The organism is Glaciimonas sp. OK215, assembly GCF_057787885.1.
In genome coordinates this window covers 2,495,786-2,521,784 of the sequence record NZ_CM173544.1, presented here as the reverse complement: position 1 = coordinate 2,521,784, position 25,999 = coordinate 2,495,786, and the positions used below count along the sequence as shown (strand labels likewise).

Annotated in this window: 22 protein-coding genes and 1 pseudogene; 8 read left to right on the top strand and 15 right to left on the bottom strand. The window is 56.1% G+C overall.

The genetic code is table 11. The annotated features are described in order from the left end of the window. Positions 1-20: 20 nt before the first annotated feature. Both AC3CHX_RS11375 and AC3CHX_RS11370 read right to left on the bottom strand, forming a co-directional pair. Entirely contained in the window at positions 21-911 is an 891-nt protein-coding gene (locus tag AC3CHX_RS11375) for a pirin family protein (RefSeq protein WP_488644120.1), read from the bottom strand. A gap of 283 nt (positions 912-1,194) precedes the next feature. Then, positions 1,195-2,151 carry a LysR family transcriptional regulator gene (locus AC3CHX_RS11370; protein WP_488644119.1) on the bottom strand — a complete coding sequence of 319 codons (957 nt, stop codon included), beginning with the start codon at positions 2,149-2,151 and terminating at the stop codon, positions 1,195-1,197. A 150-nt stretch (positions 2,152-2,301) separates the two neighbouring features. Here AC3CHX_RS11370 and AC3CHX_RS11365 point away from each other — a divergent pair, with 150 nt between their 5' ends. The 5 genes from AC3CHX_RS11365 to AC3CHX_RS11345 all read left to right on the top strand — a co-directional run bounded on the left by AC3CHX_RS11365 (position 2,302) and on the right by AC3CHX_RS11345 (position 8,850). Next, positions 2,302-2,754 carry a MarR family winged helix-turn-helix transcriptional regulator gene (locus AC3CHX_RS11365; protein WP_488644118.1) on the top strand — a complete coding sequence of 151 codons (453 nt, stop codon included), beginning with the start codon at positions 2,302-2,304 and terminating at the stop codon, positions 2,752-2,754. A gap of 256 nt (positions 2,755-3,010) precedes the next feature. Continuing rightward, on the top strand, positions 3,011-4,447 hold the full coding sequence (locus AC3CHX_RS11360; RefSeq protein ID WP_488644117.1) for an efflux transporter outer membrane subunit: 1,437 nt from the start codon (positions 3,011-3,013) through the stop codon (positions 4,445-4,447). A gap of 3 nt (positions 4,448-4,450) precedes the next feature. Then, positions 4,451-5,653 carry an EmrA/EmrK family multidrug efflux transporter periplasmic adaptor subunit gene (locus tag AC3CHX_RS11355; RefSeq protein ID WP_488644116.1) on the top strand — a complete coding sequence of 401 codons (1,203 nt, stop codon included), beginning with the start codon at positions 4,451-4,453 and terminating at the stop codon, positions 5,651-5,653. Between the two features lie 35 nt (positions 5,654-5,688). Beyond that, positions 5,689-7,221, top strand: a complete 1,533-nt coding sequence (locus AC3CHX_RS11350; RefSeq protein ID WP_488644115.1) for an MFS transporter — start codon at positions 5,689-5,691, stop codon at positions 7,219-7,221. Between the two features lie 294 nt (positions 7,222-7,515). Continuing rightward, entirely contained in the window at positions 7,516-8,850 is a 1,335-nt protein-coding gene (locus AC3CHX_RS11345) for an MFS transporter (protein ID WP_488644114.1), read from the top strand. Positions 8,851-8,873: 23 nt separating this feature from the next. On the opposite strand, the gene AC3CHX_RS11340 is transcribed toward AC3CHX_RS11345, so the two are convergent. The 10 genes and pseudogenes from AC3CHX_RS11340 to AC3CHX_RS11295 all read right to left on the bottom strand — a co-directional run bounded on the left by AC3CHX_RS11340 (position 8,874) and on the right by AC3CHX_RS11295 (position 18,395). Next, positions 8,874-9,827, bottom strand: coding sequence for a LysR family transcriptional regulator (locus tag AC3CHX_RS11340; protein ID WP_488644113.1), 954 nt, complete (start codon positions 9,825-9,827; stop codon positions 8,874-8,876). A gap of 93 nt (positions 9,828-9,920) precedes the next feature. Further along, positions 9,921-11,078, bottom strand: a complete 1,158-nt coding sequence (locus AC3CHX_RS11335; protein ID WP_488644112.1) for an HPP family protein — start codon at positions 11,076-11,078, stop codon at positions 9,921-9,923. A 17-nt stretch (positions 11,079-11,095) separates the two neighbouring features. Beyond that, positions 11,096-12,079, bottom strand: coding sequence for a SphA family protein (locus AC3CHX_RS11330; RefSeq protein ID WP_488644111.1), 984 nt, complete (start codon positions 12,077-12,079; stop codon positions 11,096-11,098). 161 nt (positions 12,080-12,240) lie between these two features. Beyond that, a complete protein-coding gene (locus AC3CHX_RS11325) occupies positions 12,241-13,071 on the bottom strand; it encodes an intradiol ring-cleavage dioxygenase (RefSeq protein WP_488644110.1) in 831 nt (276 codons plus the stop codon). Between the two features lie 205 nt (positions 13,072-13,276). Further along, positions 13,277-13,975, bottom strand: a complete 699-nt coding sequence (locus AC3CHX_RS11320) for a pirin family protein (protein WP_488644109.1) — start codon at positions 13,973-13,975, stop codon at positions 13,277-13,279. 63 nt (positions 13,976-14,038) lie between these two features. Next, a complete protein-coding gene (locus AC3CHX_RS11315) occupies positions 14,039-15,136 on the bottom strand; it encodes a maleylacetate reductase (protein WP_488644108.1) in 1,098 nt (365 codons plus the stop codon). A gap of 207 nt (positions 15,137-15,343) precedes the next feature. Then, positions 15,344-15,529: pseudogene (locus AC3CHX_RS11310) on the bottom strand (malonic semialdehyde reductase); the annotation flags it as partial. A 129-nt stretch (positions 15,530-15,658) separates the two neighbouring features. Continuing rightward, complete coding sequence (locus tag AC3CHX_RS11305) at positions 15,659-17,212, bottom strand: 4-hydroxyphenylacetate 3-hydroxylase family protein (RefSeq protein WP_488644107.1); 1,554 nt, start codon at positions 17,210-17,212, stop codon at positions 15,659-15,661. Positions 17,213-17,247: 35 nt separating this feature from the next. Further along, positions 17,248-17,829 carry a flavin reductase gene (locus AC3CHX_RS11300; RefSeq protein ID WP_488644106.1) on the bottom strand — a complete coding sequence of 194 codons (582 nt, stop codon included), beginning with the start codon at positions 17,827-17,829 and terminating at the stop codon, positions 17,248-17,250. A gap of 362 nt (positions 17,830-18,191) precedes the next feature. Beyond that, on the bottom strand, positions 18,192-18,395 hold the full coding sequence (locus AC3CHX_RS11295; RefSeq protein WP_488644797.1) for a hypothetical protein: 204 nt from the start codon (positions 18,393-18,395) through the stop codon (positions 18,192-18,194). Here AC3CHX_RS11295 and gmtX point away from each other — a divergent pair. Next, positions 18,387-18,671: a gamma-mobile-trio protein GmtX gene (gene gmtX, locus AC3CHX_RS11290; protein ID WP_488644105.1), complete on the top strand. Its 285-nt coding sequence runs from the start codon at positions 18,387-18,389 to the stop codon at positions 18,669-18,671. The genes AC3CHX_RS11295 and gmtX overlap by 9 nt on opposite strands. A gap of 99 nt (positions 18,672-18,770) precedes the next feature. Here the strand turns inward: gmtX and AC3CHX_RS11285 are convergent, their stop codons facing one another. The 3 genes from AC3CHX_RS11285 to AC3CHX_RS11275 form a co-directional block, all read right to left on the bottom strand. Continuing rightward, positions 18,771-19,697 (bottom strand): SphA family protein, encoded by a 927-nt coding sequence (locus tag AC3CHX_RS11285; protein ID WP_488644104.1) that lies wholly within the window; start codon positions 19,695-19,697, stop codon positions 18,771-18,773. A 246-nt stretch (positions 19,698-19,943) separates the two neighbouring features. Continuing rightward, entirely contained in the window at positions 19,944-20,165 is a 222-nt protein-coding gene (locus AC3CHX_RS11280; protein ID WP_488644103.1) for a hypothetical protein, read from the bottom strand. 398 nt (positions 20,166-20,563) lie between these two features. Further along, entirely contained in the window at positions 20,564-21,373 is an 810-nt protein-coding gene (locus tag AC3CHX_RS11275) for an alpha/beta fold hydrolase (protein WP_488644102.1), read from the bottom strand. A 488-nt stretch (positions 21,374-21,861) separates the two neighbouring features. Here AC3CHX_RS11275 and AC3CHX_RS11270 point away from each other — a divergent pair, with 488 nt between their 5' ends. Next, on the top strand, positions 21,862-22,572 hold the full coding sequence (locus AC3CHX_RS11270; RefSeq protein ID WP_488644101.1) for an SDR family NAD(P)-dependent oxidoreductase: 711 nt from the start codon (positions 21,862-21,864) through the stop codon (positions 22,570-22,572). Between the two features lie 591 nt (positions 22,573-23,163). Beyond that, positions 23,164-25,974 carry a 2-oxoglutarate dehydrogenase E1 component gene (locus AC3CHX_RS11265; protein WP_488644100.1) on the top strand — a complete coding sequence of 937 codons (2,811 nt, stop codon included), beginning with the start codon at positions 23,164-23,166 and terminating at the stop codon, positions 25,972-25,974. Positions 25,975-25,999 lie beyond the last annotated feature (25 nt).

The following is a 25,999-nucleotide window of genomic DNA, read 5'->3' as shown; positions in this document are numbered from 1 at the left end:
AAATATGGTGTAGGCAGGTATCAGGCCAGTCTGAGGACGCCCTGGCCTTGCAGCCGGCGGCCAAGCTGCGCGATGTTGCGTTCGCCTTGCCAAAGTGCCGCAGCATTGGTGTGAACGGAGTAGTGACCGGTGACCAAATCGTAAGGGTGCTTAATGGCAGAGCCGAGAACGAAGCCCGTGTCGGAAGCGGCTTCAAAATGTATTTCGTCTTCGGATTCCTCAAAAACAGCGAGTTCACCTGAGGATATGTGTTCAGTTGCCGACACGCCGCCTTCATGAACGGCAACCCATGCCACGTCGTGGCCTTTGGGAGGAGTGAAGCTCCAGCGCTCACCGGCCTTCAGCCGCACATCGAGGTACGTCATACCCGTCGGCGCAGCGACAATGCTTTTGTGTCCTTCATATTCGCCCATGATGATTCGGGCGGGTCCAACTGTCTCAAAGACGGAAGCGTCGAGATACTGGCTGTGAGGTTCGGCCAATTCGAGTTCCGGCGGCATCGCGACCCAAAGCTGAAATCCTTTGCCGCGCTCGTTGCCGTGTAGCCCGCCGGTATGCCAGACGCCGCTGCTTGCGCGCATCCATTCGACGCCGCCCGTGTCGACAATGCCTTCGCGCCCGGTCGTTTCCTTGTAGAAGGCCTGGCCGGACAAGATCAGCGTCAGTGTCGCGATGCCGGAATGGGGGTGGAATCCAAACTTGGGCGCGTTTGCAGCATCGGCCTCGAAATGGTCAAGAAATACGAACGGCTTGATCAGTTCGCCGACATCGCCCGGACTTACCAACCGGGTAATGGCGCCGTGCGCATGTCCGCGCGTACGCAATGCCACCTTGCGCTGTTGTTGACGCAGTTGCTGATCCTCACGCTCGGATCGCGCGAGCTGTGTGTGAATGTTCATCTTTTTCTCCATGCCATAAGTTCCATGATCGGATTTGCCGCGCCTCTCACCAACTCGACAAGCTCACCTTGATGCACCCGCGTGTCGAATTGAAGGTGAAGCGTTGATGAAAGAATATATCCGGGCAATCCATCTGAATAGACAAAATATTTAGATGTAATCCATCTACTTAACAGATGGTTAGATGCTGCTGTTTTACCGTGCCCGTTCCCTGGTGATCAGGCGAGCCGGAATCGCTTCAGGCTGACCATGCAAATCGTCGACCTGATTCCGACGAATGATCGTGAGCGGACAGCTACCGCTTTGACTTGGAAGGGCTTTTGCTTGGCGCTTTTCCTGCAGGAATTGCGCTTGCCGGGGAAGGTATTTGCTTCAAGCGCTCGATGAACCAGCGCCCGGCAGGGCCTGGAGGCGATGATGTTTGCCAGATGGCGGACATTGGCAAAATCAATCCCTCGGGAGGCAAATCTTCGATCCGCAATACGGACAAGCGGCCGTTTTCGATATCGTCGCGCACGATATGCAGCGGCATACCGCCCCATCCCAGGCCGTTCAAGAGGAAATGATGCTTGGCGAAGAGATCGCCGAGCCGCCAGGTCAAAGGCGACATCACGCCAAACTCACGGCCTTTTGACAGATCCGAGCGGTCCGTCAAAACAATTTGCGTGTGCCTCGCCAAGACATCCTTGGGAATCTTCCCTCTGTATGAAGCCAAGGGATGGTCACTGGCGCAGACCATGAGAAAAATCACGCCGGCAAGGCGCTCATAAGCCATCTTCGGCGGAATATGAGGCAGCGAACCCACGATCCCCACGCTACAGCGTTCATCCAGAACGGGCTGCATTGCCCCTCCCAAAGCTTCAACATAGACGCGCAGCGCAACACCGGGATATTGCTGCCTGAACTCCTTTGCGACTTGCGTCACCGCGGCAATCGGATACATGACGTCCACGACGACGGATAGCTCCGGCTCCAATCCGCTCGCTATGCCTTTCGCGCGGGCCTTCAGGAGATCGACGTTTGTCACGATATTTCGCGCGTCGGCAAGCAGCACAACACCGGCGGGCGTAAGTTTTGGATAGCGGCCGGACCGGTCAAACGGCTCGACGCCAATCTGTTCTTCAAGATTGCTTATGGTTTGGCTGATAACCGACTGCGCTCTATACAGTTTGCGCGAGGCAGCGGAGAAGCTGCCCTCATCGACGGCGGTGATAAAGGTCCGCAATTGATCAAGCGATACGCCGTCAAGCATGGGGAATGAATATCGTCGTAGTCGATGGAGAAATCGATCATATCCGGTTTCCGCCAAACAATCTTAATTCAAATGCCTGCCTTTTACAATGTCTGCCCTTGACATTATCTGCCTAGGCAGTATAATCAAGTCACATCAAAGGAGATTGCTGTGGACGCTGCTACTGATATCGGATTGGTTAACTTCTACGGAGGCGGCATGGGCTACTTGATTAATGAAACGCGTAACGCGATATTCTCAGAAATTGAGAAAGGATTGCTACCTCTAAATATTACTTCCTCGCAATTTATCGTGGTTCTAGGGATAGCGCATAAACGGGCGAAAACCTTGACGGAACTCTCCAGATTGCTGGGCTATGATACTGGTGCCATGACTCGCTTGATTGATCGCATTGAGCAGAAAGACATTATCAAGCGGGTCCGGAGCACGATGGATCGCAGAACAATCAACATAGAATTGACATCGAAGGGCGAAGAGTTGTATCCGCAGATCATGGAGATCGTGACGCGTGTTCACGAAAAACTGCTTGACGGATTTTCCGGGGTTGAGACCGCGCAATTTCAGCTTTTATTGCAAAGAGTCCTGGCGAATACCGCAAAGTAATTGCAATTAGAAATATTTGTACCAAGTCTTATGTGGGAGCCGGAAGGTCTGCCCTGGTTTTCAGTAAATCAGGGGATTTTTTTAACAATTTATCTGCCTAGGCAGATTCTGTTTATGGTGACTAATCATGCATCAGTTGAATGTTCCAGAATATAGCCAAAAAACCGAAGCTACATGGTTGCATGGCATGGCAGATCAAACAAATAGAACTCTGCCCATTAAACACATAGGAAAATATGCGTTAAGTGCTTTGATTTTGGCGACCGCTCTTCTGTCCGGTTGCGCAAGCACCGGAGGCCTGGAGCCAAGCGCCAAGTTAAAGAGCGCCCAGGAATTGGCATCTTCAGAAAGTCTTGCCAGGCAAACAGTGTCTGCCAGTGCGTGGCCGACGCAAGACTGGTGGAAACGTTACGGCGATCCCCAGCTCGATCAGATGATGGCAGAAGCGCTGAACGACAGTCCATCGCTGCGGATTGCAGAAGCCCGGATCCGGCAGGCGCAGGCTTTTGCCGGTTTGGCAGAGTCGACATTGTCACCGCAAGTGAATGGGAATCTTAAGAGCACGCGTGAGCAATTTAGCGGACATAGCGTGGTTCCCAAACCGTTAGCCGGGAGTTGGAATTGGTATAACGAAGCCTCATTGAACTTCAGTTATGAATTTGATTTCTGGGGAAAAAACCATTCAGCTGTCGAGGCTGCACTAGGCAGGGCTAAAGCCAGTGAAGTGGACGCCTATGCAGCGCGCGTGATCTTGTTGACGGCCATCACGCAGTCTTACTTACGCCTGGAACAAGCCTTTGCACTGCAGGAACTCGCCGAAATCGTCTTGAAACAACGTCAGCAAGTTCTTGGACTGACGCAACAACGTGTTGCAGCGCAAATCGACTCCACCGTCGATTTGAAACAGGCCGAACTGGCCATTCCACTGGCGAGAGATCAAATAGCGCAAGCCAAGGAAAGCATAGGACTGACCCGTAATCAATTGGCAGCATTACTCGGTGCAGGACCTGATCGTGGTTTAAAAATTGACAGGCCGCATCTTGCCACCGTGGCCGGAGCTGTCATTCCCAGCAATCTGCCCTCCGAGCTGATAGGTCGCCGTCCAGATGTGATTGCGCAGCGTCTACGCGTAGAAGCATTCGCCAAAGACATCAAGGTCGCCAAGGCGCAGTTCTATCCGAACATCAACCTGACTGCCTTCATCGGCTTCCAGAGCCTGGGCTTCGCGAAATTCCTCGATGCGGGAAGCCAGATTGCCGGCGTCGCACCCGCTATCAGCCTGCCCATCTTCGACGGCGGACGGCTGCGCAGCAACCTGGCTGTGCGGGATGCCGAATACGATATCGCGGTAGAGCAATACAACCAGACGCTGGTCGAATCAATGCGAGATGTAGTGAATCAACTGGTTTCCATCCAATGGCTCGCAGAGCATATGGCGCAACAGGATCAGGCATTGAAGACCGTTCAGGAGGCCTATGAATTGTCGGTCCAGCGATATCGCTCAGGGTTGGGCAATTACCTGCAAGTGCTAGCAACAGAAATTCAGGTGTTGGCACAGCAACGATCCCAAATTGATCTGAATGCGCGCGCCCTGGAGTTGGACATCAATCTGGTGCGAGCGCTGGGCGGCGGCTACCAGCAAACAACACAGAACGACGCGACTCCAAATCCACCCACTCTTTCTTCCAGGTGAATCATGAATCAGCCTAACAATGTTAATGCTAACACTCCAGATACCAAGTCGACCGACGGCAAAAAGACAGGTCGTGGGAAGATAGCTCAGATTGCCATCATCGGCTCCGCGGCGATAATCGCGGGTGGCCTATATTGGTTGCTTCCGTCCCAAAATGACGAAGTCACTGAAGATGCTTATGTCGATGGCAATGTCGTGCAAGTCACGCCACAGATTGCCGGCATAGTCACCCTGATCGGTGCGGACAATACCGATTTTGTTAAGGCTGGCCAGCCGTTAATAAAATTTAACGAAGTGGATGCTCAGCTCGCCTTGGCCCGCACGGAAGCACAACTGGCAAAAGCAGTTCGTCAAGCGAGGGTCCAGTTTGCAACGGCAACCCAAATGAAAGCAAATATTACGCTGCGCAGTGCTGATTTATCCAAGGCGGAAGCCGATGTTGAGCGCCGCGCTCAATTGGCCAAGACCGGAGCGATTTCCGGCGAAGAGATCCGGCATGCCGAAGATGCCGTCAAGAGCGCCAAGGCGACACTCACTGTCGCCGAACAACAATACGTCAGTAGCCAGGCACTGGTCGATCAAACCACTATCGCAACAAATCCCGACGTACTCAGTGCGGCATCCCAGGTACGCGATGCATTTATCGCTAAGAACCGCACTACATTACCAGCGCCTGTGAGCGGAATTGTTAGTAAACGTAGCGTGCAACTGGGACAGCGAGTAAGCGCCGGCACACCCTTGATGTCCATCGTCCCATTAGATCAGATCTGGATTAATGCCAACTTCAAGGAATCACAGTTGCGCAATCTACACGTTGGGCAAACCGTGAAGCTAAAAGCCGATGTGTATGGCGACTCCGTCGTCTATACCGGCCACATCATCGGGCAGGACGCAGGAACAGGCAGCGCATTTTCCTTGATGCCGGCCCAAAACGCGACGGGCAACTGGATCAAGGTGGTACAACGCGTACCGGTACGTATCGCGCTGGATCCAAAGGACCTGGCGAAGCATCCGCTGAAATTGGGCTTGTCCATGCGCGCAGAAGTGGATACCCAGGATCACCATGGCGCCGTTGTTACTGAAAAGCCCGCAGGCCCCCAATCCTACCAAACCAGCGTGTTTGCAAATGAAGTCCAGCAGGCTGATCAGTTGGTACAAGGCATCATCCAGGCCAACACCGGCGGCAAAAATTCTGCCGCTTACTAAGTCGCCAGACCGACAACGACCAAGGAAGGTGTGAAATGAGCACTGACAAAACGCAATATCCGCGACTCTTATTGGTGACCATCTTCATTTTGGTCACGATAGAATTCTTGCAGGCCGGAATGATCGCATTCGCAGCTGGCCCTATCATGGGGCAGATCGGCGCGTCGCCTGAGGAGTTCAGTCTGATAAGCGCAGTGTATGCTTGTATAGCGATTGCCACCATTTCCAAACACTACTGGCTGGTAGAGCGCCTGGGCTGGCGCAAGTTTCTGCAGTTTTCAGTCGCCATATTCGTCGTGGGAGCCTGTATCGCCGGGTCCAGTACCTCGCCGCAGCGGTTCTTGCTTGGGCGTGCAGTGATGGCGTTCGGCGGAGCATCGTTCATGACTGGCGGCCGGATGATGATCAACCTGATCAAGCCAGGCCCGGGAAGATTTACCGGCATCAAAACATTTGCCAGCGCATTAGCCCTTGCTAATGCGGCAGCGCCCTGGCTGGCATCCGTAGCAGTCATGCATGACCACTGGAATGCGATCTTTGGCATCTTGATCCTGCTGGCGTTGACTGCTTGTGCGCTGGGAAGTCTATGCCTGCCGACCGATAAGGTAGCCGAAGATTTGCGCACGCAATCCCAACCCTTCTTTTTAGTCTGGATGATTGGCGGCAGCTTCCTGATTCTGTATGCATTGCAGCGCGCCTATTACGAGTTTTATACGAACCTCACAATGCTGCTCATCTTCGCCGTGCTCGCAATCCTGGCAATCGGGTACTTTGCACGCTCCCAGATCCAGCATGAGCGCCCGCTACTCCTTGTGAAGGAACTGATACAAGCCCGTTATCTGATAGTGCTAGCGCTATTTACCATTTACTACTTTATATTGGGCGCCACCAACTACATGCTGCCGGTATTGATGCAGCGCGCATTAGGATTTTCGTGGGAGGCCATTGGCAGAATCGAGTCCCTAGGTCTCATCAGCGCGTTGTTCGGCTTCTGGATCATCGCGCACATCATCCCGAAACATCCAGGTCCCAGGAAATTTTATGTGGCGGGATTCGGCGCATTATTCGTGTGCGGCTGGCTACTGTCGGGTATTAACGGCAACGCCAATCTGTGGCGCGATATCCTTCCTGCCATAGTGTGCTTTGGACTCTTCATCATATTGACAGGGGCCACCAACGCCTTACAGGGATTTAAGGACTTGCAACACAACGATGTCGCATTCTCGCATGGACAACAAGTCAAGAACATGGTGTCGCAATTCGGCATTGGTCTGGGTGTCTCATTTGCCACAGTGAGTCTCCAATGGCGAACCACAGAACATTATGGCGTTCTTCATGAACGCTTTGTTGGCGGCGGGGTTGAGTTCACTCGCTCCATCCAGCAATTGTCTGAATATTTCAGCTTGACTCAGGGGCCGCAACAAGCGGCGCAACTAGCTACGTCACAGCTTTCTCAGCAACTCGCTCAACAGGCGACGCTACTGGCAGGGATAGATTATTTCTGGTTACTGATGATAGTAGGGTGCATATTTGCAGGAATCTTGGGCGTTCAACGGACCTTGAAGTAAAAGATGTCTGCGGCCGCCGTTCCCATCATGCTGTGGAATAGTGTCCATGCCCGCGTGCTACTGGTGAAGTCGCCCGATTGCGCCAATAATGGAATCGGCTCAACACAAAAACGCATTCTTCCTTCCTTACGACTAGCCCGCAGCACAAAACCGCATCTATCGTAAGCCCAACGATAAACCATGGGCTCGCTTCGAAGAACGTTGTTCAAAGATTTCAGTTCCACTCCGCTCCCAATAAAAAGGAGCGCACGCCAAGTATAAAAATCAATGACCACAAATAACAAGGAGAGACAGATGGACGGAGAAAACACTGCAGGAACAAGCATCGATATCGAGTCGGTAATCGATGCGGCCCCGATCGGCGCATTTATCATAAAGATTGTGATTTTGTGCGCTATGGTGGCGCTGCTCGACGGTTTCGATACCCTTGCCATTTCTTATGTTGCCCCGGTGATCGCCGACGCCTGGAAGCTGCCCAAACAAGCGTTCGGTCCCATCTTTGCCGCTCACTATGCCGGCGCCGCGTTTGGCGCAGCGATGTTCGGTGTGCTGGCCGACCGATTTGGCCGTCGTCCGGTGATCATGGTGTCTACGGCAATTTTCGGCATCTTCGCCCTATCGACCCCGCTCACCTATGACTTCCCTTCGCTGTTCGTGGTGCGTGCCCTGACAGGGATCGGACTCGGAGGCGCTCTGGCGAACGTCATCTCGCTGGTCGCCGAATATGCGCCATCGCGGGTGCGTGCGACACTGGTGAGCATCATGTACGCGGCGTTTCCCGTGGGCGGCGTGGTGGGCGGCCCACTCTCGGCGCATGTGGTCACCAACTATGGATGGCAAGCCGTCTTTGTGATAGGCGGGGTGGTGCCGCTGGTATTGCTGGTTGGGCTCATCATCGCCCTGCCGGAGTCACTTCGATTTCTCGTGGCGCACGATGCCCCGCAAGGGCAGCTGGCCACGCTGTTGCGGCGAGTGTCCCCGGCTACCCGCGTGGCCGGCAGAATCACGGTCAATGAGCTACCCTCGTCCGGCAAACAACCGATCAGGGAAATTTTCTCCAAGGAATATGCGCGCGCGACGACCCTGCTCTGGCTTGCCTCCTTCGTCACGCAGTTGGTCATCGTGTATGTCATCACGTGGATGCCGACCCTGCTCAAAGAGGCAGGGCTGCCCTTGAGTCGTGCCATCATCACCTCAGCCATGTTTTCTGTGGGCGGGATCGTCGGCTCGCTACTGCTGGCCCGGATCATCGACAAGCAGAAATCCTATCGCTCGCTGGTGCACGCTTACGTCCTGGCGGCGCTGGCGATCGGACTGATCGGCTTTTCGACTGCCAGCGCCGGATGGCTGTTCACCATTGTCTGCCTGTCAGGGATCAGCATCGTCGGCGCCCAGGTCAATCTCAGTGCTTACTCCTCGACGGTCTATCCGACCAAGATCCGCTCCACCGGAGTGGGCTGGATCATCGGCGTCGGCCGCATTGGCGCGATCCTCGGTGCGCTGGTAGGAACGGCCTTCGTCAGCGCCGGCCTGAGCCTTGAGACGCAATACGTCCTCGCCGGGATTCCCGCCCTCCTCGCAGGCATCGCCGTGTACCTCGCCCGGGCCAAGCATCGATTTGCGGCTTGACAGCACGGGCCTGTCCGATTTACCTAAGAATCGATGGCAGGAATGCGTCGTTCACGCAAAAACAAGTTTCGGAAAACCGATCTGAGCCACTGATGACCGGCATCGCGGTGGAAACGTTCATGCCAATACTGGGCGATTTCCATCTGCGGTAATTCGACCGGTGGAACAATGAGCTGAAGATCAAGGTCTCTGACCATGGATTCGGCCAAGGTGCGCGGCAAGGTCACAATCACATCTGAATGTTTGGCGATATGCGCGGCAGAAACGAAAGTGGGAACCCTGCAGATGATGTTCTCTCCTGGAATGAGCGCTTCAAGTATGCGTTCGGTGGCCAAATGCTGGTGACCGGTTCCGACAGCTGAAACCAGCGCATGTTTTTCACTGACAAACGCCTCAAGGCTCGGCATGCCCCGCAAACGGGGATGGTCCTTGCGCGCCACGGCGGCATAGGACTCCCTCCATAAGGACTGCCGACGTATGCCATGCAGCAGCGAGGGAAAGGAACCCACCGCAAGATCGACCAAGCCGGATTCCAGCCACAAGTCGAGATGCTGCAGATCGCAGTGGATCGCCTGGACGTGAATCCTGGGCGCTTCCGTGCACAACAGATTGAGCAGGGCTGGAAGCAACTGGACCTCTGCAGCATCGATCATGAAGAAGCTGAACTGGCGGTCGGAGGTTTTCGGATCGAACGCGGCGTGATCCGTGCGCAGCGCCCGCATGCGCTCAAGAATGGCGCGCACCGGCGCGGCCAGTTCCAGGGCTTTGGGAGTAGGCTCCATCCGCATCGATACCCGCACGAACAGCGGATCGTTGAAATACAGCCGCAACCGCGCCAGCGTCTTGCTGAGCGCCGGCTGCGTCAGGTCAAGCACCCGGGCAGCCTTGGTCAGACTTCGCTCATGCAAAAGAACTTCGAAGATTTGCAGGTGACGCAATTCAAGTTCACGGCCATCTTGCTGCGGATTAGTGTCCATAAGGGCGTTTCATAGAAAGGGCTGGATAAAGTCTAATACGTTTCAATTAGCATGTTCAAAAAAGAACTGGCTTTCCCCCGTCAGCCGCTACGTCTACTGCTTATAATGCGACCGGTACAGGGCGGCAATCAGGTCCGACTGGCTTACCATGCCGACCAGGCGCTGGTTGGCGTCAATGACCGGCAGATAGTGCAAGCCGGTTTCGAGAAAAAGCGGGGCCAGTCCGGCGACCGGCTGGTGCGATCCGGCGGTCTTGACCGTCGTCATGATCTGGCCCACGACCTCCTCTTTATCGGAATCTGAACCGTGGCTGCGCTGCACAAGCCGGTGCAACTTCCCGGCAAAGCCGTCGATCAGGTCGAATTCGCGCCGACGGATGAAGTCCTGCGCGGTCACGATGCCGATCACCTGCTGGAACCGGTTAACGACGGGCAAGGCCTTGCTTTGATGGTCGCGCAGCAGCCGCCACGCCGGCTGTAGCCCGGTGCCAAATTCCACTGTTGTTACGTTGCGCGACATGATGTCGGCGCACTGCAGCTCACCGAATCGACGCTGGAATGCGTGCGTCTCGGTGTGCAAAAGGAGTTCTTCCACATCGCTGCGGCTGATGTCGAGCGCCCGCCTGTGCTGTTTAAGCGCAAAATCAATATCGGCCGGCACGAAACCAGCGCGTGTGGTGCGTGATATATCTGCGGTCCGGTGATGCTTGCCGTAGTCTCCGGCCAGATGTGGATAGTGGCGCCCGCACATCTTGTTGTACACGATTGCGGTCGTCAGCAGGATTGTGGTGTTGACAATGACCGGGGCAAGGACAAGTTGGCAAGCGCGTTCCGCCAGACCCGGCCCGCCAAGTGCGGCGCTCAATGCCAGCGCGGCACCCGGTGGATGCAGGCAGCGCAGCAGGAACATTGCCGCCATCGCCGCAGCCACGGCAATGCTGGCGGCAGCCACCGGAACCGCGATCATTTTCGCGCAGCCTATACCGACCAGCGCCGAGATGATATTGCCGCCGATCAGGGACCACGGCTGGGCTAGCGGGCTTGACGGCAGGGTAAACAACAATAGCGCGGAGGCGCCGATCGGCGCCACGAGCCAGGGATAACCGGCTTCCGTCCCGATGACAAAGCGGCTGCATAGTCCGGTCAGGAAAATGCCGAGCGCAGCGCCGACCAGCGAACGCGCCTGCTCCCGGAATGAGATCTCGATCGCTTCCGGGATATACCGTGTCAGTTGGCCGAGCCAGGTTTTCATCACCGCAGTTTGAGGTCTTAGAACGGTATCCGCATCTGCGCCCACAGGCGCGTGCCTTCCGGCCGATTGTGCGCACCGAACTCGGACTGAAGCTTGACGATCAGCGTCACCTTGGGCGTAAAACCGTACGAGATATACGGTCCCAGAGCATTGACCCGACCACGATTGCCATCGCCGTTGACGGCCAGGCCATTGAGCTTGTCGTCGGTCGTTTGCCGGTAAATATAACCATTCAATCCAAGCGCCAGGGACGGCGTGGCGTGATAACCGGCGCTGAACTCGAGCGTCGCCTCGTCGCCGGATTGGTAGTTGGTATCCTTGTTCCGGGTATTGACTGCATAGCGAAGCTTCGCATTGATGTCGACATTCTTTGCCGGGAACCACGTCAGCGCATAAAACGGTGCCACCTGGTAGTAATTGCGTCCGGTATTCACACGATCCGACACGTTATAGGAGCCATCCTTCAAATGACTGTCAAGACCAAGCGACTGGTGATAAGTCGGCGCATGCCAACCCAGGATAATCGGGGAAAATGAGGTATCTGCCAGACCGGTCTTACTGCCACTGCGATCCAGCGGCCCGCGCGGCGTTGCAATCGCCAGGTCCAAATCCACGTCGCAAATCGGCTGCGCCACACGCGTCTCGACGTTCGCACCAAAGATGCGGACACCGGGCCAGACATAAGACAGGCGCAGGGCCACCACGTTCGACTCGAGCTTGAAGCGGGCGAATTGGCGGTTATCGTCACCATTATTGTCCTTGAAGTGCGTCGCCGTATAGTGCGAATAATAGACAAATGAATGCAGTCCCTCGGGAAGCATCAGGCCATTATTGTTTGTCTCGACACCGACCGGATTAGAATTGCCGCCGCCCTCTGTGGCCAACGCATCAGCCGCTCCCATTGCCATCGTCGCCAACACCACTGCTTGCAAACCATGTAATGCATATGACCTGCCGCCGCTCTCTGCTGAACAAATCTGCGCACCGCTTTTTTGCTTCATGATTTATCTCCATTTTTATAGACTACTTAGATCTGGCCGCCTTTAGGCAGGGGCAGGATTTAACATACGCTTTGTTTTTCTTAAGCAAAGCGCCTCCCCCGCCGACCGTAGTCGGCGGAAAAAAAGATGGTGCAAGGAAAAACGCGGTGCGAGAGCTTGTGTCAGCTCACAGGATTGAGAACGAAATCGTAGGTCAGCGCGTGACTGCCGTCGGGCTGCTTGACCCAGTCGCCGACCAGCGTTTGGCGTACGCCGAACACGGCATCGGAATCGAGATATTTGTCGCCGTTACGGAATACATGCGTGACCAGCGTCTCGTAACCCGGCGCCTTGATCATGAAATGCAGGTGGGCCGGACGCCACGGATGGCGCCCTGTGGCGCGCAACAGCTCGCCCACGGTGCCGTCGACCGGGATCGGATATGCCTCCGCAACCACGGTCCGGAATGCGAAGCCGCCGTCTCCTTGCGACTTGAGCACGCCGCGCGCCTGATGCTGCTCAAGTCCTGGATATTGCACGTCGTAGTACCCTTCCGCATCGGCCTGCCAGACTTCCATCATCGCGCCGGCGACCGGCTTGCCGTCCAGGCCCCTGACAGTGCCGCGCACCAGGCAAGGCTCGCCGACGGCGCCGTTGGCGATGTCGGCGCCATTCTCGTATAGCGGCGCACCCTCGACATGGAATGGCCCGAACACCGTTGCCTCGGTGCAACCCTCAGGCTTGTCATTGTTCATGACCACGGTGAGCATCGACAGGCCGAGGACGTCGCTGAGCAAGATGAATTCCTGGCGCTTGTCGTCACACTTATGGCCGGTCGCGGTAAGGAACTGGATGCCCTTGAGCCATTCTGCCTCGGTGAGTTTGACCTCGCGGGCAAAGTCGTGCAGGTGCCGTGTCAGGCTGGTGAGGACGCGTTTGAGGCGAGGATCGGGGGTATCGGCCAGGCGTTCGATCACTGCCTGCGTAACGGTTTGTTGGTTAAGGTTGCGCATTTTCGTCTCGATATTTTGGTGTTGGTTGACTGTCACGGATGCATGCTTATCCGTGAGCGGAACTGAAAAAAAATAGTAGGCGTATTAAAGCTTTTTCACTAGTAGCGACGCTGGCATACACATTATTCCTGCGCGGAATGAAGCGATCCTGAAGCGTCATCTCAACCCGACCTCTCTACGCTGAGATGGCAAGGATGGCGCCGTCTCAGACCAGATCGAACAACAGCACTTCGGCCTGCGTGCCATTCGTCAACGCGAGGGTCGCTTCATTCACCACCTTGAATGCATCGCCAGCTTTGAGCCGCATCCCGTTCACCACAAGCGCCCCGCGCGCGACATGCAGATACACGATCCGCCCTGCCGCTATGTCGACTACAGCAGACTCGCCGCCATCGAATAAGCCTGCGTAGACGCATGCGTCCTGATGCAGGGTCAGCGAGCCATCCCTGCCGTCCGGACTGAGGATCAGCCGAAGACGTCCGCGCTTCTCCGATGCCGTGAAATATTTCTGCTCGTACCCTGCCGGAATTCCTCGTACGTTAGGCGCGATCCAGATCTGCAAGAAATGGGTACTCCGCTCTTTGGAGTGGTTGTATTCCGAATGCATGACACCTTGCCCGGCGCTCATGCGCTGCACGTCACCCGGCCGGATCACACTGCCGTTGCCAATGCTGTCCTTATGCTCCAGCTCGCCATCGAGAACGTAGCTGATGATCTCCATGTCTCGGTGGCCGTGCGCGTCGAAGCCGGTTCCGCCCTCAATGCGGTCTTCATTGATGACACGTAACGGCCCAAAGCCCATATTCTGAGCATCGTAGTAGTCGGCGAAGGTGAAACTGTGGCGCGAGTCGAGCCAGCCGTGATTCGAGTGGCCGCGGCGCTCACTGTTGTGCAATTCAAACATGAGGGAGATTCCTTCTTACCAGGTTCTTGGGACTATTTTTATTTAGGCGTCTGTCGGACGCCGTCAGGCCGCCGGCCGTACGCCCTCGTATGCGTTTTGCAGCAACTGCCGGATCGCGACATGCTCAAGCGGGCGCGGATTCGGGTACTGGTTTTGCAGCGCGATTGCGCAAGCCCGGTCGAGGTCCGAAGCTTTCATCCCGATGTCCTTCAGGGCCACGGATGCACCATTGGCTCTGGCCAGATCGTAGACCGCCTGCGGCGCGCTGGAACCGTTGAGCGCCAGCGCGATGCGTTCCATGGCGCGCGGCGCAGCTACAGCGTTGTAGGCCAGCGCATGCGGCAAGACGATGGTGTGCGTTTCGGCATGCGGCAGGTTAAAACTGCCGCCCAGCGTATGACACAGTTTGTGGTGCAAGGCTACCCCCACACTGCCCAGCACGGCTCCGCACAGCCACGCCCCATACAACGCATCGGTGCGCGCGGCCCGAACCCGCCTTACGGCATCACCGAAGCCGCTCTGAACGTCACCCACGTCGACCGTCAGCAGCGGCAGCGCCCTGCCGAGGGCGGCGATGCCTTCAACCGCCATCAGGTCCATCACAGGATTGCCGTCCGTGGCGTACAGCCCCTCAGCCGCGTGCGCAATCGCGTTGATGCCGGTGGTGACGCTGATGGCCAGCGGCAGAGAATAACTTAACTCGGGGTCGTAGATCACAGTCCGTGGCAAGACCCGAATGTCGCGGCCGGTCTTCTTCAGTCGCCCTTCGGTGATACCGTAAATCGGCGTCATCTCGGAACCGGCATAGGTGGTCGGGATCGCAAGAATCGGCAGGCTCGACGCCATCGCAATTGCCTTGCCAAGGCCGATGGTGGAACCGCCGCCGATGGCTATCGCGCAGTCCGCGCCGAGACGGCGCGCTACGTCGCGCGCTTCGTGGGCCACTTCGATCGGCACATGCATCACGGCCCGGTCGAATATACCGACCACGCGTGCACCGAGAATCGCGGCGACCCGTTCCGCTTCGTCACGCTGTCCCGGCGTGGACAGGACAAGCACGCGGCGCGCGCCGAGCAGATCAATTTCCGCTCCGAGCTGACGCAACGTGCCGGCACCGAACACAACGCGTTGCGGCTGGCTAGTATAGGTGAATGCTTGCATGATCATTTCTCCGCTGTAAGGAATACGGTGCCCGTCATCTCGTGCGGACGGTCAAGCATGGCGGTGGCGATCGAACGACAGCACCAAACAATAATCGACGCAGCCGTCAGCGCCTCCCGATCGACACGACAGAACCGGACAAATTGAATTCACTTGGTTCGGAGATGACTATCATGGAAGACTCCCGTAAGCCCCGTCAATAGTGGATCAAATTAGCTTGCAGGCTTCTTCACAAGAGAGTCGTGGGCTGCGAGAAAACAACTTGGAAGGATCACCGCGACCAAGCCCGCAAATGAAGTTCGATTTAACCGACGTGCCAGCGAACAGTGCGACGTCAACCTTCGCATTGTCGAAACCCGACATCGGGCCGCAGTCCAGACCGACCGCGCGTGCCACCGCGGTCTAAAAAATTTTCATCGACCATAATTTGTCACCTTCCTGGAGAGAAACGGTACCGTGCGAAAGCACGGTACCTACATCGCACACAGCTCAGGCAACTGACGAACTTAGGCTGGTAGTGCGTTAGATGGACATTGTGCCGCTGAGCGCCAGCGATTCTTGATGCCGTGCCGAATCAAGCGCTTTGGCGTAGTCGGCGGTCGCTTTGTAATCGCTGTTGTCGTCGACTTCAGACTCGATTCCACACACCCGGCGAGCGAGTCTTGCGTACGGGCCCGAGCCAGAGAATTCCGCCCGTTGCATGGTTAGCGTGCGAATTGCTTGCAGCGGCGTGCCGTTGAAATTTTCGAAAACGAACAGGCGGTTACCCCAGTCCGTCAGGAACAAGTCACGGATCACCCGGCCGATCTGAACGCGGTCATGTGGCTTGCCGACGGGTCCGCTGTTCAAGCGTTCAAACCAAGGCTTGAGCGTCGCATCGTTCCATTGATCCTCGCTGGCGAAGATCAGAGCACTACGCCCGGAGAGGTCGATCAGCTCGTAGATCATCTGCGAGAAGTTCTCGAGATACAGCGCGCGGCCAAAATCGTAGACCAGAATATTCGGCTTGTAATGCCCGCCGGGCGTGTGAAAGCCCAATTCCTCACTCGCGATAACGTGGGCCAGCATGGCCTGATGAAAACCAATCAGCTTCGCTACGCGGGTCATGACAGCGGGAATCTTGTTGGTTCCAATATGCTCAGTGATCAGGACGGCTAGTCCGGCCATCAACTCAGCGCGCACCATCTGGCGAACCAGCGCATGGTAATGCAGCCAGTCGAACACACGTTGCGGGTAGAGCTTGGCATGTTCAGGATTGCCAATATGGAAGACATGCGACCACGGAATGAAGACATTCTCGAAAAGAGTCATACCGTCGAGTTCATCGCCCTGGGAGGCCAGCGGGTGTTCGATTGGATCATGCTTCACCACGCTCTCACGGCAAATGATCGTCACCCCTTTGGTATTGACCGGAGTTGCCGCGAAAATAACCTGCTCGCCGGTAATGCCGGGCCGGAAAAATACCCCGATATGGATCCAGTCGGCAAAAGGGACGCCAGTGCCGATCGCTTTGATACCATCGACAACGATTCCTTTCTCGTTCTTTTCGACTATACGCAAACTCGGCGAGCGCTGCTGTGCGTCGGGGCTGGACCGGTCCATTTGCGGATCGACAAATTGCGGCGCGCAGTTAAAATCGTTGTCCTTCGCAAAGTTGATAAAGTTAACGATATTTTTCCCTTTGACGTGGCCTTCCGCACCAATGGATTGCGTTTCCCATGGCGTCGGATCATCCAGGTAAGTCGTCAATACGTAGTTATTCACATCGGGACTGCGGGGAAAGGATGCGCCAGCCATTTCACGCATGACGGTCTCGTGGTACTTCCGCTTACGCCGCAGTTCTTCCTTATTGTGATGACCGAACCATTGCATTGCACGTCGCTCACCATCCTCGTCGACATAGGTCATCACGTCCTGCAAGTCAGGACGATGATGCAGGTCGTAGAAATCGGCATGCCGCTGCGCATAATCGCGTGTCTTGGGATGCGTGGCGATGTTGTCGATTTTCTCGTTTCCGACCCAGACTTGGCGCCCGTCGTTCAGCGAGTCGAGGTATTGGCGGCCTGTTCGTATCATGATATCTCCTTCGGTTTCGTTAGAAAAATAACTGGTTAAGATGCTGTGGGTTGGGTTGTTGCATAGGCGCGCTGACAGTAAGCCAAGGGGCCGCGGCCATCCGCCTTGGTGGTTGCGATCACGTGGGCGAGAAACAGGCTGTGCGTGCCGATTTCGATTGCACTGGCGATGCGGCAGTCGAGCGACATCACTGCGTCTTTGCAGTACGGTGCACCGCTGGCGAGGGTTCCCCACTCGCTGTGCGCGAAGCGTTCTGCCATCGGCAGCGCACCGACTCCGGCAAACAATTGCGACAAGCCGCTTTGATCGGCACTCAGCCAATTCACGGACAGCACACCATTGGCCTTGATTACGCCGTTCGCAAAGCTGTTGCGGTTCACGCATACGAGGATGGTCGGCGGGGTATCGCATACCGAGCAGACGGCGGAGCAAGTCACTCCGGCCTGGCCACTCGGGCCGTCCGTGGCCAGGATAGTCACCGGCGTAATCGCTTTCGCGAGCGCTTCCCTGAACTCGGCGGCACTGACTCCTGCTAACATCGAAGCCGGTAATTCCGTCACCAGTGCGGCAATCTGCGGATTGAGCTTGAGCTCCGGCACGTACAGTTCTTGCGACATAACAAGTCTCCTTATTGAAGGTTGTTCCCAATTTCTTTGGCTGGGTTTATTTGTTCGTTGGACTCATTATTGGCGTGATTTCCTTTTTTATCTACGGACAAACCGGCATGGAGATTATTCCGCGCAGTGATCCGGAGCAGGTCCGGCAATGCCACAGATGGGTGATGTTTCGACCGACCTTTGAGTGCAATTGGCGAGCACCGCTGATGCGGCGCCGATGCGGAATACGGCCGCCCCGAAATGACGTCGCGGACCGCTCCATTCCTTGCTGGAATATTCTCTATCCCTGCTTACGCCGCCTGCGCGAGAATTTCTGTCGTTAAAGAGCCTCGGCTGCGCGACGCACTGATGAAATCATCGAACTATCCAGCAAGAATTTCTTCGACCTGGCAGGATCGTTTGCCACCGCACGCAACTCGGCTTGAGTGTTCCTTCTTGTTTCTGGGTCCCTCTCCCATCGCCTTTTTGTTGCGAATGCTGTTTGCCTGCAAGACTTCTACCGCGACGGTTCTGCGTTGACGGGAGTAGCGGTCAAGTTGCTCTGCAGGCGCGGTCTCATGCAATATAGAGGCTGGTTTTTCGGCGAGGTTGATCGCGTCGTGGATGCCGCCGTTGAGTCCGAACCCACAACCGTGCTCGATCCGGATGCCATTCCGGGGTCGTTGTTAGCCAAGGGCGGGAGGTCGCTTCGGCAAGGCAATTTGGCGAAGCTGCACGAGATTCTCCGCAAGCAGCACGAAGCCGGCTCAGGCGACTTTGCGCTTCCAGCCATCGGGCGGCTATGCGAAACGCAAGGGGTTCTCAAGGGCCGCGCCTTGTTCTGCCGAGGTCTACGAGAATGAAGGGCAGCGGGATCCGGGTAGCCGCTTCCAGCCCCCCTCCGTACCTTCGTTAGCAAGCAACCAGTACCTGCTTCCGTCAGGCGGGCTGCCCATTTACTATTACATCGGGATGATCATTTTGACCCACCATCCACCTCCCTCTGGACGATTTTTCACATCAAATTCCTTTTCATACTTTGCAGTGATAAACCAACCCTTACCGTTGTCGTATTTGACCGAAGGTCCGATCGCCAGCGCTCTGCCAAGATTATTCTGAACGGTGTTTCCGCCGACATTGTCATTAGTCGTCTGCTGATAGACATAACCGCCCACACCAGCCACAAAACTTTTGCCGAAGCCCCAGCCAAGCGCGTAGTCGGCGTGTAACTCCTGCCCCGATCGGTAGTCCGTCGCATTATTGCGACCGTTGAAATCGTACATCACCTTCAGATCGGCATTGATGCCATTCGGTTGTGTGTAAGTGACAGCGACGAGTGGCTCGACATTCCAGTAATGGCGACCCAGGTTGACCATGTCGCTCTTGTTATATTTCCCGGTAGGAGCATTGATATCCACAACAACGACGTAGTGCAGATTTTCTGAAACATGGTAGCCCAATGCAGGGCCGAAAGTGATGTCGCCAAGGCCGCTTTTCGTTTGTCCTGTGCCGTTCACGCTGGCTCCGACATTGGCCAATGGAGCGATAACGTGGAAGCCGAGTTGGCCTCCGAATATCTTCTGATCCGTCACCCAGATCAGGCGGGTTGCTGCTGCTGTCACATTCAGATGGAAATTTATCGGTACCTGATTACCATTGTTATCTCGTAACCGGTTTGCACTATAACCAAATAAATATTCAAGGACATGCACGCCTGGCGGCGGCATGGCGCCCACGAGATAGTTTTCAGCGCCGTTCGGATAAATCGAACCACCACCTTCCGTGGCCAAAGCTGCGCCGCCAGTCGTCGCTACAACTGCAACCATCAATGCCTTACGAACCCATATTTTGCTTTTCACTGTCGCCCCATTTTTGTTTTGAATACTCATTTTTTACTGCGCCGTATGCCAGGCGATCTCCGCGAAGCCGGCTATGGCGATCGCCTTGACAGCGCCCGGAATAAAGGATTTGCGATTTTTTAAGTGATACATGGGTACTGTCTCCTGGATGTTATTTGGATATGTGGGTATTGCATCCGTTACTAGAATGGATAAATGACCGGTTTATCGATGATGTTCAGCCATTTGAGCGAACTCATGGACGTTGGCCGGGCCGCCGAAGCGGCTCCAGCGACATCAGTGCGTCTTTGCAGTACGCTGCGCCGCCGGCGAGGGTCCCAACTCGCTGTGCGCGAAGCGCTCTGCCATCGGCAGCGCACCGACTCCGGCAAACAATTGCGACAAGCCGCTTTGATCGGCACTCAGCCAATTCACGGACAGCACACCATTGCCTTGATTACGCCGTTCGCAAAGCTGTTGCGGTTCACGTATACCAGGATGGTCGGCGGGGTATCCCATACCTCTCTGGCACGTGTAGTCCTTGCGACATAACAAGTCTCCTTATTGAAGGTTGTTCCCAATTTCTTTGGCTGGGTTTGTTTGTTCGTTGGATGCATTATTGGCGTGATTTCTTTTTTTATCTACGGACAAACCGGCATGCAATCTATTCCGCGCAGTGATCCGGAACAGGTCCGGCAATGCCACAGATGGGTGATGTTTCGACCGACCTTTGAGTGCAATTGGCGAGCACCGCCGATGCGGAGTACGGCCGCCCCGAAATGACGTCGCGGACGTCACGACCCGACGGTAAAATGGTTTCGTACATTGGTCACGGACGGACCTGTTCATGCATGCATCGGTTTGAGTATTTGCGTGTGCTGTCAAGTTGAGCGGGAACTCCCGACGCGGCAACGATGCTATGAAGAGAGGAAATTCTCGACCGCTGATACTGTTAACGCCGGAGCTTCGATCATCGGATAATGCCCAATCCGCGGAAATACGTCCAGCACGGCGTTCTTGTACCAGCGCAGAGTGGTCTCACGCGCAACATCTGCGCTATTGCCCGGATCGACCTCCCCTACAATGACCAGCATCGACACGCTTGAACCCTGTACCTCCAGTTGGATATCGGTTTGCGATGCACTCTTTCCGTAACCGGCAAATGCGAAGGGAGCGATCTCATCCCACGTGGCATCGACCACTGCTGTTGCAAATCCTTTTGTGTAACGCCCTCCGGTTCCGCCATTGACAATGGCGGCACGTTTCTCGAAGTCATGGGCCGCTTCGACGATGAGGCGCCTCCGGTTCTCATCCCTGGATCCCCCGCGCGCATTCATCCCGGCTAACGAAACGATTGCCTTCACGCGCTGCGGCAACGCGAGCGCGATCATTTGGGCAACCAACGCGCCGACAGAATGTCCTGCCACACTGAACTCGGCCCACCCCAGATGATCGATGATCTTGACTGCATCGGTCACGATTTCCTGCAGCGTGAACAGACCTTTGGTGTTTCTCGATTTCCCGTAACCACGGTATTCCATCGCGGCGTATTGAAAGGTATCGTGATCAGCAAAGCCGAGCATTGCGTCGAAAGCGTTTTGCGTTCCGATCAGGCCGGGGAGAAGCAAGACTTTTTTGTCCCCGATGCCAATAATTTTAAAAGTGCTCATATAGGTTGCAATTGAGGTTGAAATTGAAATGGTGGAGTTTATGTAGCGCAAAATCAAAGCCATCGCCTTGAAGCTGCGGAGGCGTTCAGGCCGGAAATAGTCCCAGCGGGCGACACTGCACACATTTCCGCGGCTTCGTTCATTGGCGCTTTTCGGACGCCGGTCGCATCACCACATCGTTCGTTCATCAACGCCGGCGTCCACGTCTTTTGTTTGATCAACAGTACACCGATCAAACTTTTGACTCTACGGATGCAGCCTCATAGACACTATTCCGCAGCGGAATGAAGCGGATCCCGATCGACGAGCTGCCGATCACGCAGACCGACGTGTCCGATAGCGAAGGACCAGAGTTCGCTGTGCGCACCGTCCCATCTAACACGCGAGGTTTTGCAAGTATCGACGTGATGGCCGGAAATAGACAAAGAACGTCCCAAAACGGTTACTCCGATGACTTCGTTGAAAAGCCGTAGACGGTACAGTCTCTATCGGAGCCGTCGGCCCGATCGGCGTTGGAGCCGAACAACTAAATTTCGAGGTAAAGCATGAGCACGTCACAAAAGGTTGTCGTCGTTACCGGCGCATCGCAAGGCATTGGCGCCGAAGTCGTGAAGGCATTTCGAAAGCTCGACTACCGCATTGTTGCGACCGCGCGTTCGATCAAGCCGTCGGACGACGCGAACATCCTGACGGTAGCTGGTGATATTGGTGATCCGGCGACCGCCCAACGTGTCATTTCCGAAGGTGTCGCTCGATTTGGCCGGATCGACACGCTGGTGAACAACGCCGGCATTTACATCGGGAAGCCTTTCACCCAATACACCGCCGCAGACTACGCCGCTGTGATCAATGTGAATATCACGGGTTTCTATTACGTCACGCAACTCGCAATCGCCGAAATGGAAAAGCATTCGAGCGGCCACGTGGTTAACGTGACCAGCAGCATCGTTGACCATGCGATCAGCGGCGTGTTTTCGGTACTGGCAGCCCTGACGAAGGGTGGTCTGAACTCCGCCACGAAGTCGCTGGCGATTGAGTACGCCAAGAAAGGTATTCGCGTGAATGCCGTCTCGCCGGGGGTCATCAAGTCGCCGATGCACGCGCCGGAAACCCACGCAGCGCTGGGCGCGCTGCATCCGATGGGCCACATGGGCGAGATGAGCGATATCGCCAACGCGATTCTGTTCCTTGATTCGGCACCGTTCGTCACGGGCGAAATCCTGCACGTCGACGGCGGCCAGAGCGCCGGTCACTAAGATTCCTCGGGCACCGCAAGCCGGTGCCCTTTCTTATCCCTACGGAACAGGATAGCGCTATACCTATCGTCACGATCCAGGTCACCCGCGAAGGAACCAAGCCCGGCAATGATTCAGTCACGCTGCCACCCAAACCTGCCGAGACCAAGTAGCAACGGGCCAAGCAATGGCGCATTCCAGGGTGCGGTGCGAACAGAAAAAGATCCCTCTCCCCACACAAAAAAGACGGCCCCACTCGGCGAGGGGTGAAGCTTTATTTACTGGTTGATGGCGTTAGCGGCACCTGTACGACCTGGCGACGCCAAGGTTACATTGTGCCGTCGAGGAATCGCAGCATGTTCCGTAACAGACGGGGCAGCAAGCGATTCAAGTTCGCGTCTCGGGCCACTTTGAAGCGTTTTATGGCCATCGCGAGAACGATTGCTACGATGACCCGAAAGTGACAGTGATTGGCCCCTGAGTGATGCATGTAGGAATTCCCTTCGCCGCAGATGAATCTCATACTGAACCTATTCAGGCAGTGCCATTTCGGCGCTACTTGAGACTTCAACGCAAGCACAGGGCCGAAGCCCGCCAAAGGACCAATCCGTCATGATGATGCAAAACCGGAGAACCTCTTTCCTGTTCGGGGGTAACGCTCCTTATATCGAAGAACTTTACGAGTCGTACCTGGACGATGCGAACTCGGTATCCAAGGAGTGGCTGCTTTACTTTGACGCGTTGCAATCGGCGCCGGCGGTCGACGGTAGCGTGATGACAGACGTTCCACACGCAGCGGTCATCGCTAAATTTATTGCGATTGCAAAGCATAAGCTTCCCGCAATGGTGGACGGTGCTTCACTATCGCTCGCGAAAAAGCAGGTGGCGGTACAGTCGCTTATCGCGGCGTATCGGATGGTTGGCACACGCCAGGCGCTTCTCGACCCGCTCCGGTGGAATCCCGTGCCGCCATTGCCGGAGCTGACGCCCGAGTACTACGGGCTATCGCAATCTGACCTGGCGACGGAATTCAGCACAGCCGACACCTACTTCTCCGATGCGGAAAGCGCGTCGCTCAAGGACATCGTCGGGGCGCTTAAGGAGACCTACTGCGGTACTCTCGGCGCCGAGTTCATGTACCTTGCTGATGCAGGCGAGCGGCAGTGGTGGCAGATGCGACTGGAGACCATGCGGTCGAAGCCAACACTCTCTCCAGACCAGCGCCGGCACATCCTGGAAAGGCTCACCGCAGCGGAAGGGCTTGAGAAATACCTGCATACACGCTACGTCGGCCAGAAGCGCTTTTCGCTCGAAGGTGGTGAGTCGCTCATCGTGTTGCTCGACGAGCTGCTGCGCTCGGGCGCTGCCCATGGCATCAAGTGTGCGATCCTCGGAATGGCACACCGCGGGCGCCTGAACGTTTTATTGAACACTGTCGGCAAACCAGCCGGGATGCTCTTCGATGAATTCGACGGAAAGACCGCCAATCTGCTTCCGGCGGGCGACGTCAAGTATCACAAGGGCTTCACCGGAACGATGGAGACTGACGATGGCGAGGTAGAAATCGTCCTCGCATTTAATCCATCCCACCTTGAAATCGTCAACCCCGTCGTTCAAGGTATGGCGCGCGCCAGGGGCGAGCAGATGGACGCGTGGGCCGAAGGCGCGGTGCTCCCTGTCGAGATTCATGGCGACGTCGCGATTTCAGGTCAGGGCATCGTGATGGAGACGATGAGCCTGAGCTACACGAAGGGCCATGGGACTGGCGGCACCGTGCACATTGTCGTCAACAACCAAATAGGATTCACCACCTCGGACCCAAGCGAAACCCGGTCGACCTTCTATTGCACCGATATCGCCAAGCTTATCGAGGCGCCTGTTCTGCACGTCAATGCAGACGACCCGGAAGCGGTTGTCGCTGCGGTTCAACTGGCCATCGAATACCGCACCACTTTCAAGCGCAGCGTGGTCCTTGACCTGGTCTGCTTCCGTCGCCACGGGCACCAGGAACAAGACACTCCAAACATCACGCAGCCGCTGATGTATCGCTCAATTGCCGGCCATCCTGGCGCGCGCACTATCTACGCGCAGAAACTGGTCGCAGCTGGCGTAGTAACTGGCGAACAGGTCGAGGACTATGCCAATACGTATCGAAATATGCTGGCGAACGCCCAGGCTGAAGCCGAGAAATCCGCTGTTCAAACTGCCGTCGAAGCAACCACACCGCTCGCAGAATCCAGCTATTCGCCACCCGCCTTGGAGGCAATCCGGGAACTGGCCCACCGGATTTCGGAAGTGCCAGACGATGTCACTCTGCACCCGCTGGTCACTAAAGTTGTCAGCGCTCGACGTGAAATGGCGAATGGTGCGCGACCTCTCGATTGGGGTATGGGCGAACACCTTGCCTTTGCAACCCTGCTGGCAGCTGGCACCAGCGTGCGCCTGACGGGCCAGGACTCTGAGCGAGGGACCTTCAGTCATCGTCACGCGGTTCTGAACAACCAACGCCGGCAGCTTCGTGGCGAAGGAAAATACGTCCCGCTAAATCACCTCAGTCCGGAACAAGGACGTTTCACCGTCAACAATTCAATTCTCTCCGAAGCTGCGGTGCTGGCCTTCGAGTACGGCTACTCGACCGTGCGCGACGATTCCCTGGTCATCTGGGAGGCGCAGTTCGGCGATTTTGCAAATGGCGCGCAGGTCGTAATCGACAACTTCGTTTCCTCAGCGGCGGCGAAATGGGGCCAGAGCAGTGGTTTGACCATGTTCCTTCCTCATGGCCAGGAGGGACAAGGACCGGAGCATGCATCGGCAAGGATGGAGCGATACCTGCAGCTGTGCGCGCAGGAGAATATCCAGGTCTGCCAACCGACTCTTCCGGCGCAGTTCTTTCACCTGCTCCGTCGCCAGGCGATGGCATCCGACCGCAAGCCGCTGATAGTGATGACACCTAAATCCCTGTTGCGCCATCCTGATGCCGCTAGCAGCCTCGAAGACCTGGCCAATGGCCAATTTGACGAGGTACTGGGAGACGTCTCGGTCGGCGGGGGCCACCAGACCAGCATTGAGCGAGCGATTGTTTGCTCCGGCAAGGTTTACTTTGACTTGGTGGAATACCGTCGCGTCCACGAACAGCGGAATGTGGCAATCATACGGCTCGAGCAACTCTATCCCTTCCCCACAAGTCAGTTGGCGCAGGAACTGTCGCGTTATCCAAACCTGGAGAAAGTGGTTTGGTGCCAGGAAGAGCCCCGCAACCAAGGTGCCTGGAAGGTCATTGACGAAGATCTTTGGGGCGTTGTGCGCAGCAAGGCCGCATTGTATGACTCTTGCCGCAACGCGTCCCCGTCGACAGCGCCTGGCTATCCGTCTTTGCACGTGGAGCAGCAGGCTAATTTGGTCAAGCGCGCATTTGCAGTCTAGCTCAGTGCCCGACATGGTCAGGCGT

Excerpts from the sequence above, each read along its gene's own strand:
- AC3CHX_RS11265 (WP_488644100.1), top strand. The coding sequence starts at position 23,164 with ATGATGATGCAAAACCGGAGAACCTCTTTCCTGTTCGGGGGTAACGCT.
- AC3CHX_RS11335 (WP_488644112.1), bottom strand. The coding sequence starts at position 11,078 with ATGAAAACCTGGCTCGGCCAACTGACACGGTATATCCCGGAAGCGATC.
- AC3CHX_RS11300 (WP_488644106.1), bottom strand. The coding sequence starts at position 17,829 with ATGTCGCAAGAACTGTACGTGCCGGAGCTCAAGCTCAATCCGCAGATT.
- AC3CHX_RS11285 (WP_488644104.1), bottom strand. The coding sequence starts at position 19,697 with ATGAGTATTCAAAACAAAAATGGGGCGACAGTGAAAAGCAAAATATGG.
- AC3CHX_RS11375 (WP_488644120.1), bottom strand. The coding sequence starts at position 911 with ATGGAGAAAAAGATGAACATTCACACACAGCTCGCGCGATCCGAGCGT.
- AC3CHX_RS11370 (WP_488644119.1), bottom strand. The coding sequence starts at position 2,151 with ATGCTTGACGGCGTATCGCTTGATCAATTGCGGACCTTTATCACCGCC.
- AC3CHX_RS11315 (WP_488644108.1), bottom strand. The coding sequence starts at position 15,136 with ATGCAAGCATTCACCTATACTAGCCAGCCGCAACGCGTTGTGTTCGGT.
- AC3CHX_RS11320 (WP_488644109.1), bottom strand. The coding sequence starts at position 13,975 with ATGTTTGAATTGCACAACAGTGAGCGCCGCGGCCACTCGAATCACGGC.
- AC3CHX_RS11330 (WP_488644111.1), bottom strand. The coding sequence starts at position 12,079 with ATGAAGCAAAAAAGCGGTGCGCAGATTTGTTCAGCAGAGAGCGGCGGC.
- gmtX (WP_488644105.1), top strand. The coding sequence starts at position 18,387 with ATGCAATATAGAGGCTGGTTTTTCGGCGAGGTTGATCGCGTCGTGGAT.
- AC3CHX_RS11345 (WP_488644114.1), top strand. The coding sequence starts at position 7,516 with ATGGACGGAGAAAACACTGCAGGAACAAGCATCGATATCGAGTCGGTA.
- AC3CHX_RS11280 (WP_488644103.1), bottom strand. The coding sequence starts at position 20,165 with ATGGGATACCCCGCCGACCATCCTGGTATACGTGAACCGCAACAGCTT.
- AC3CHX_RS11325 (WP_488644110.1), bottom strand. The coding sequence starts at position 13,071 with ATGCGCAACCTTAACCAACAAACCGTTACGCAGGCAGTGATCGAACGC.
- AC3CHX_RS11340 (WP_488644113.1), bottom strand. The coding sequence starts at position 9,827 with ATGGACACTAATCCGCAGCAAGATGGCCGTGAACTTGAATTGCGTCAC.
- AC3CHX_RS11350 (WP_488644115.1), top strand. The coding sequence starts at position 5,689 with ATGAGCACTGACAAAACGCAATATCCGCGACTCTTATTGGTGACCATC.
- AC3CHX_RS11270 (WP_488644101.1), top strand. The coding sequence starts at position 21,862 with ATGAGCACGTCACAAAAGGTTGTCGTCGTTACCGGCGCATCGCAAGGC.
- AC3CHX_RS11355 (WP_488644116.1), top strand. The coding sequence starts at position 4,451 with ATGAATCAGCCTAACAATGTTAATGCTAACACTCCAGATACCAAGTCG.
- AC3CHX_RS11305 (WP_488644107.1), bottom strand. The coding sequence starts at position 17,212 with ATGATACGAACAGGCCGCCAATACCTCGACTCGCTGAACGACGGGCGC.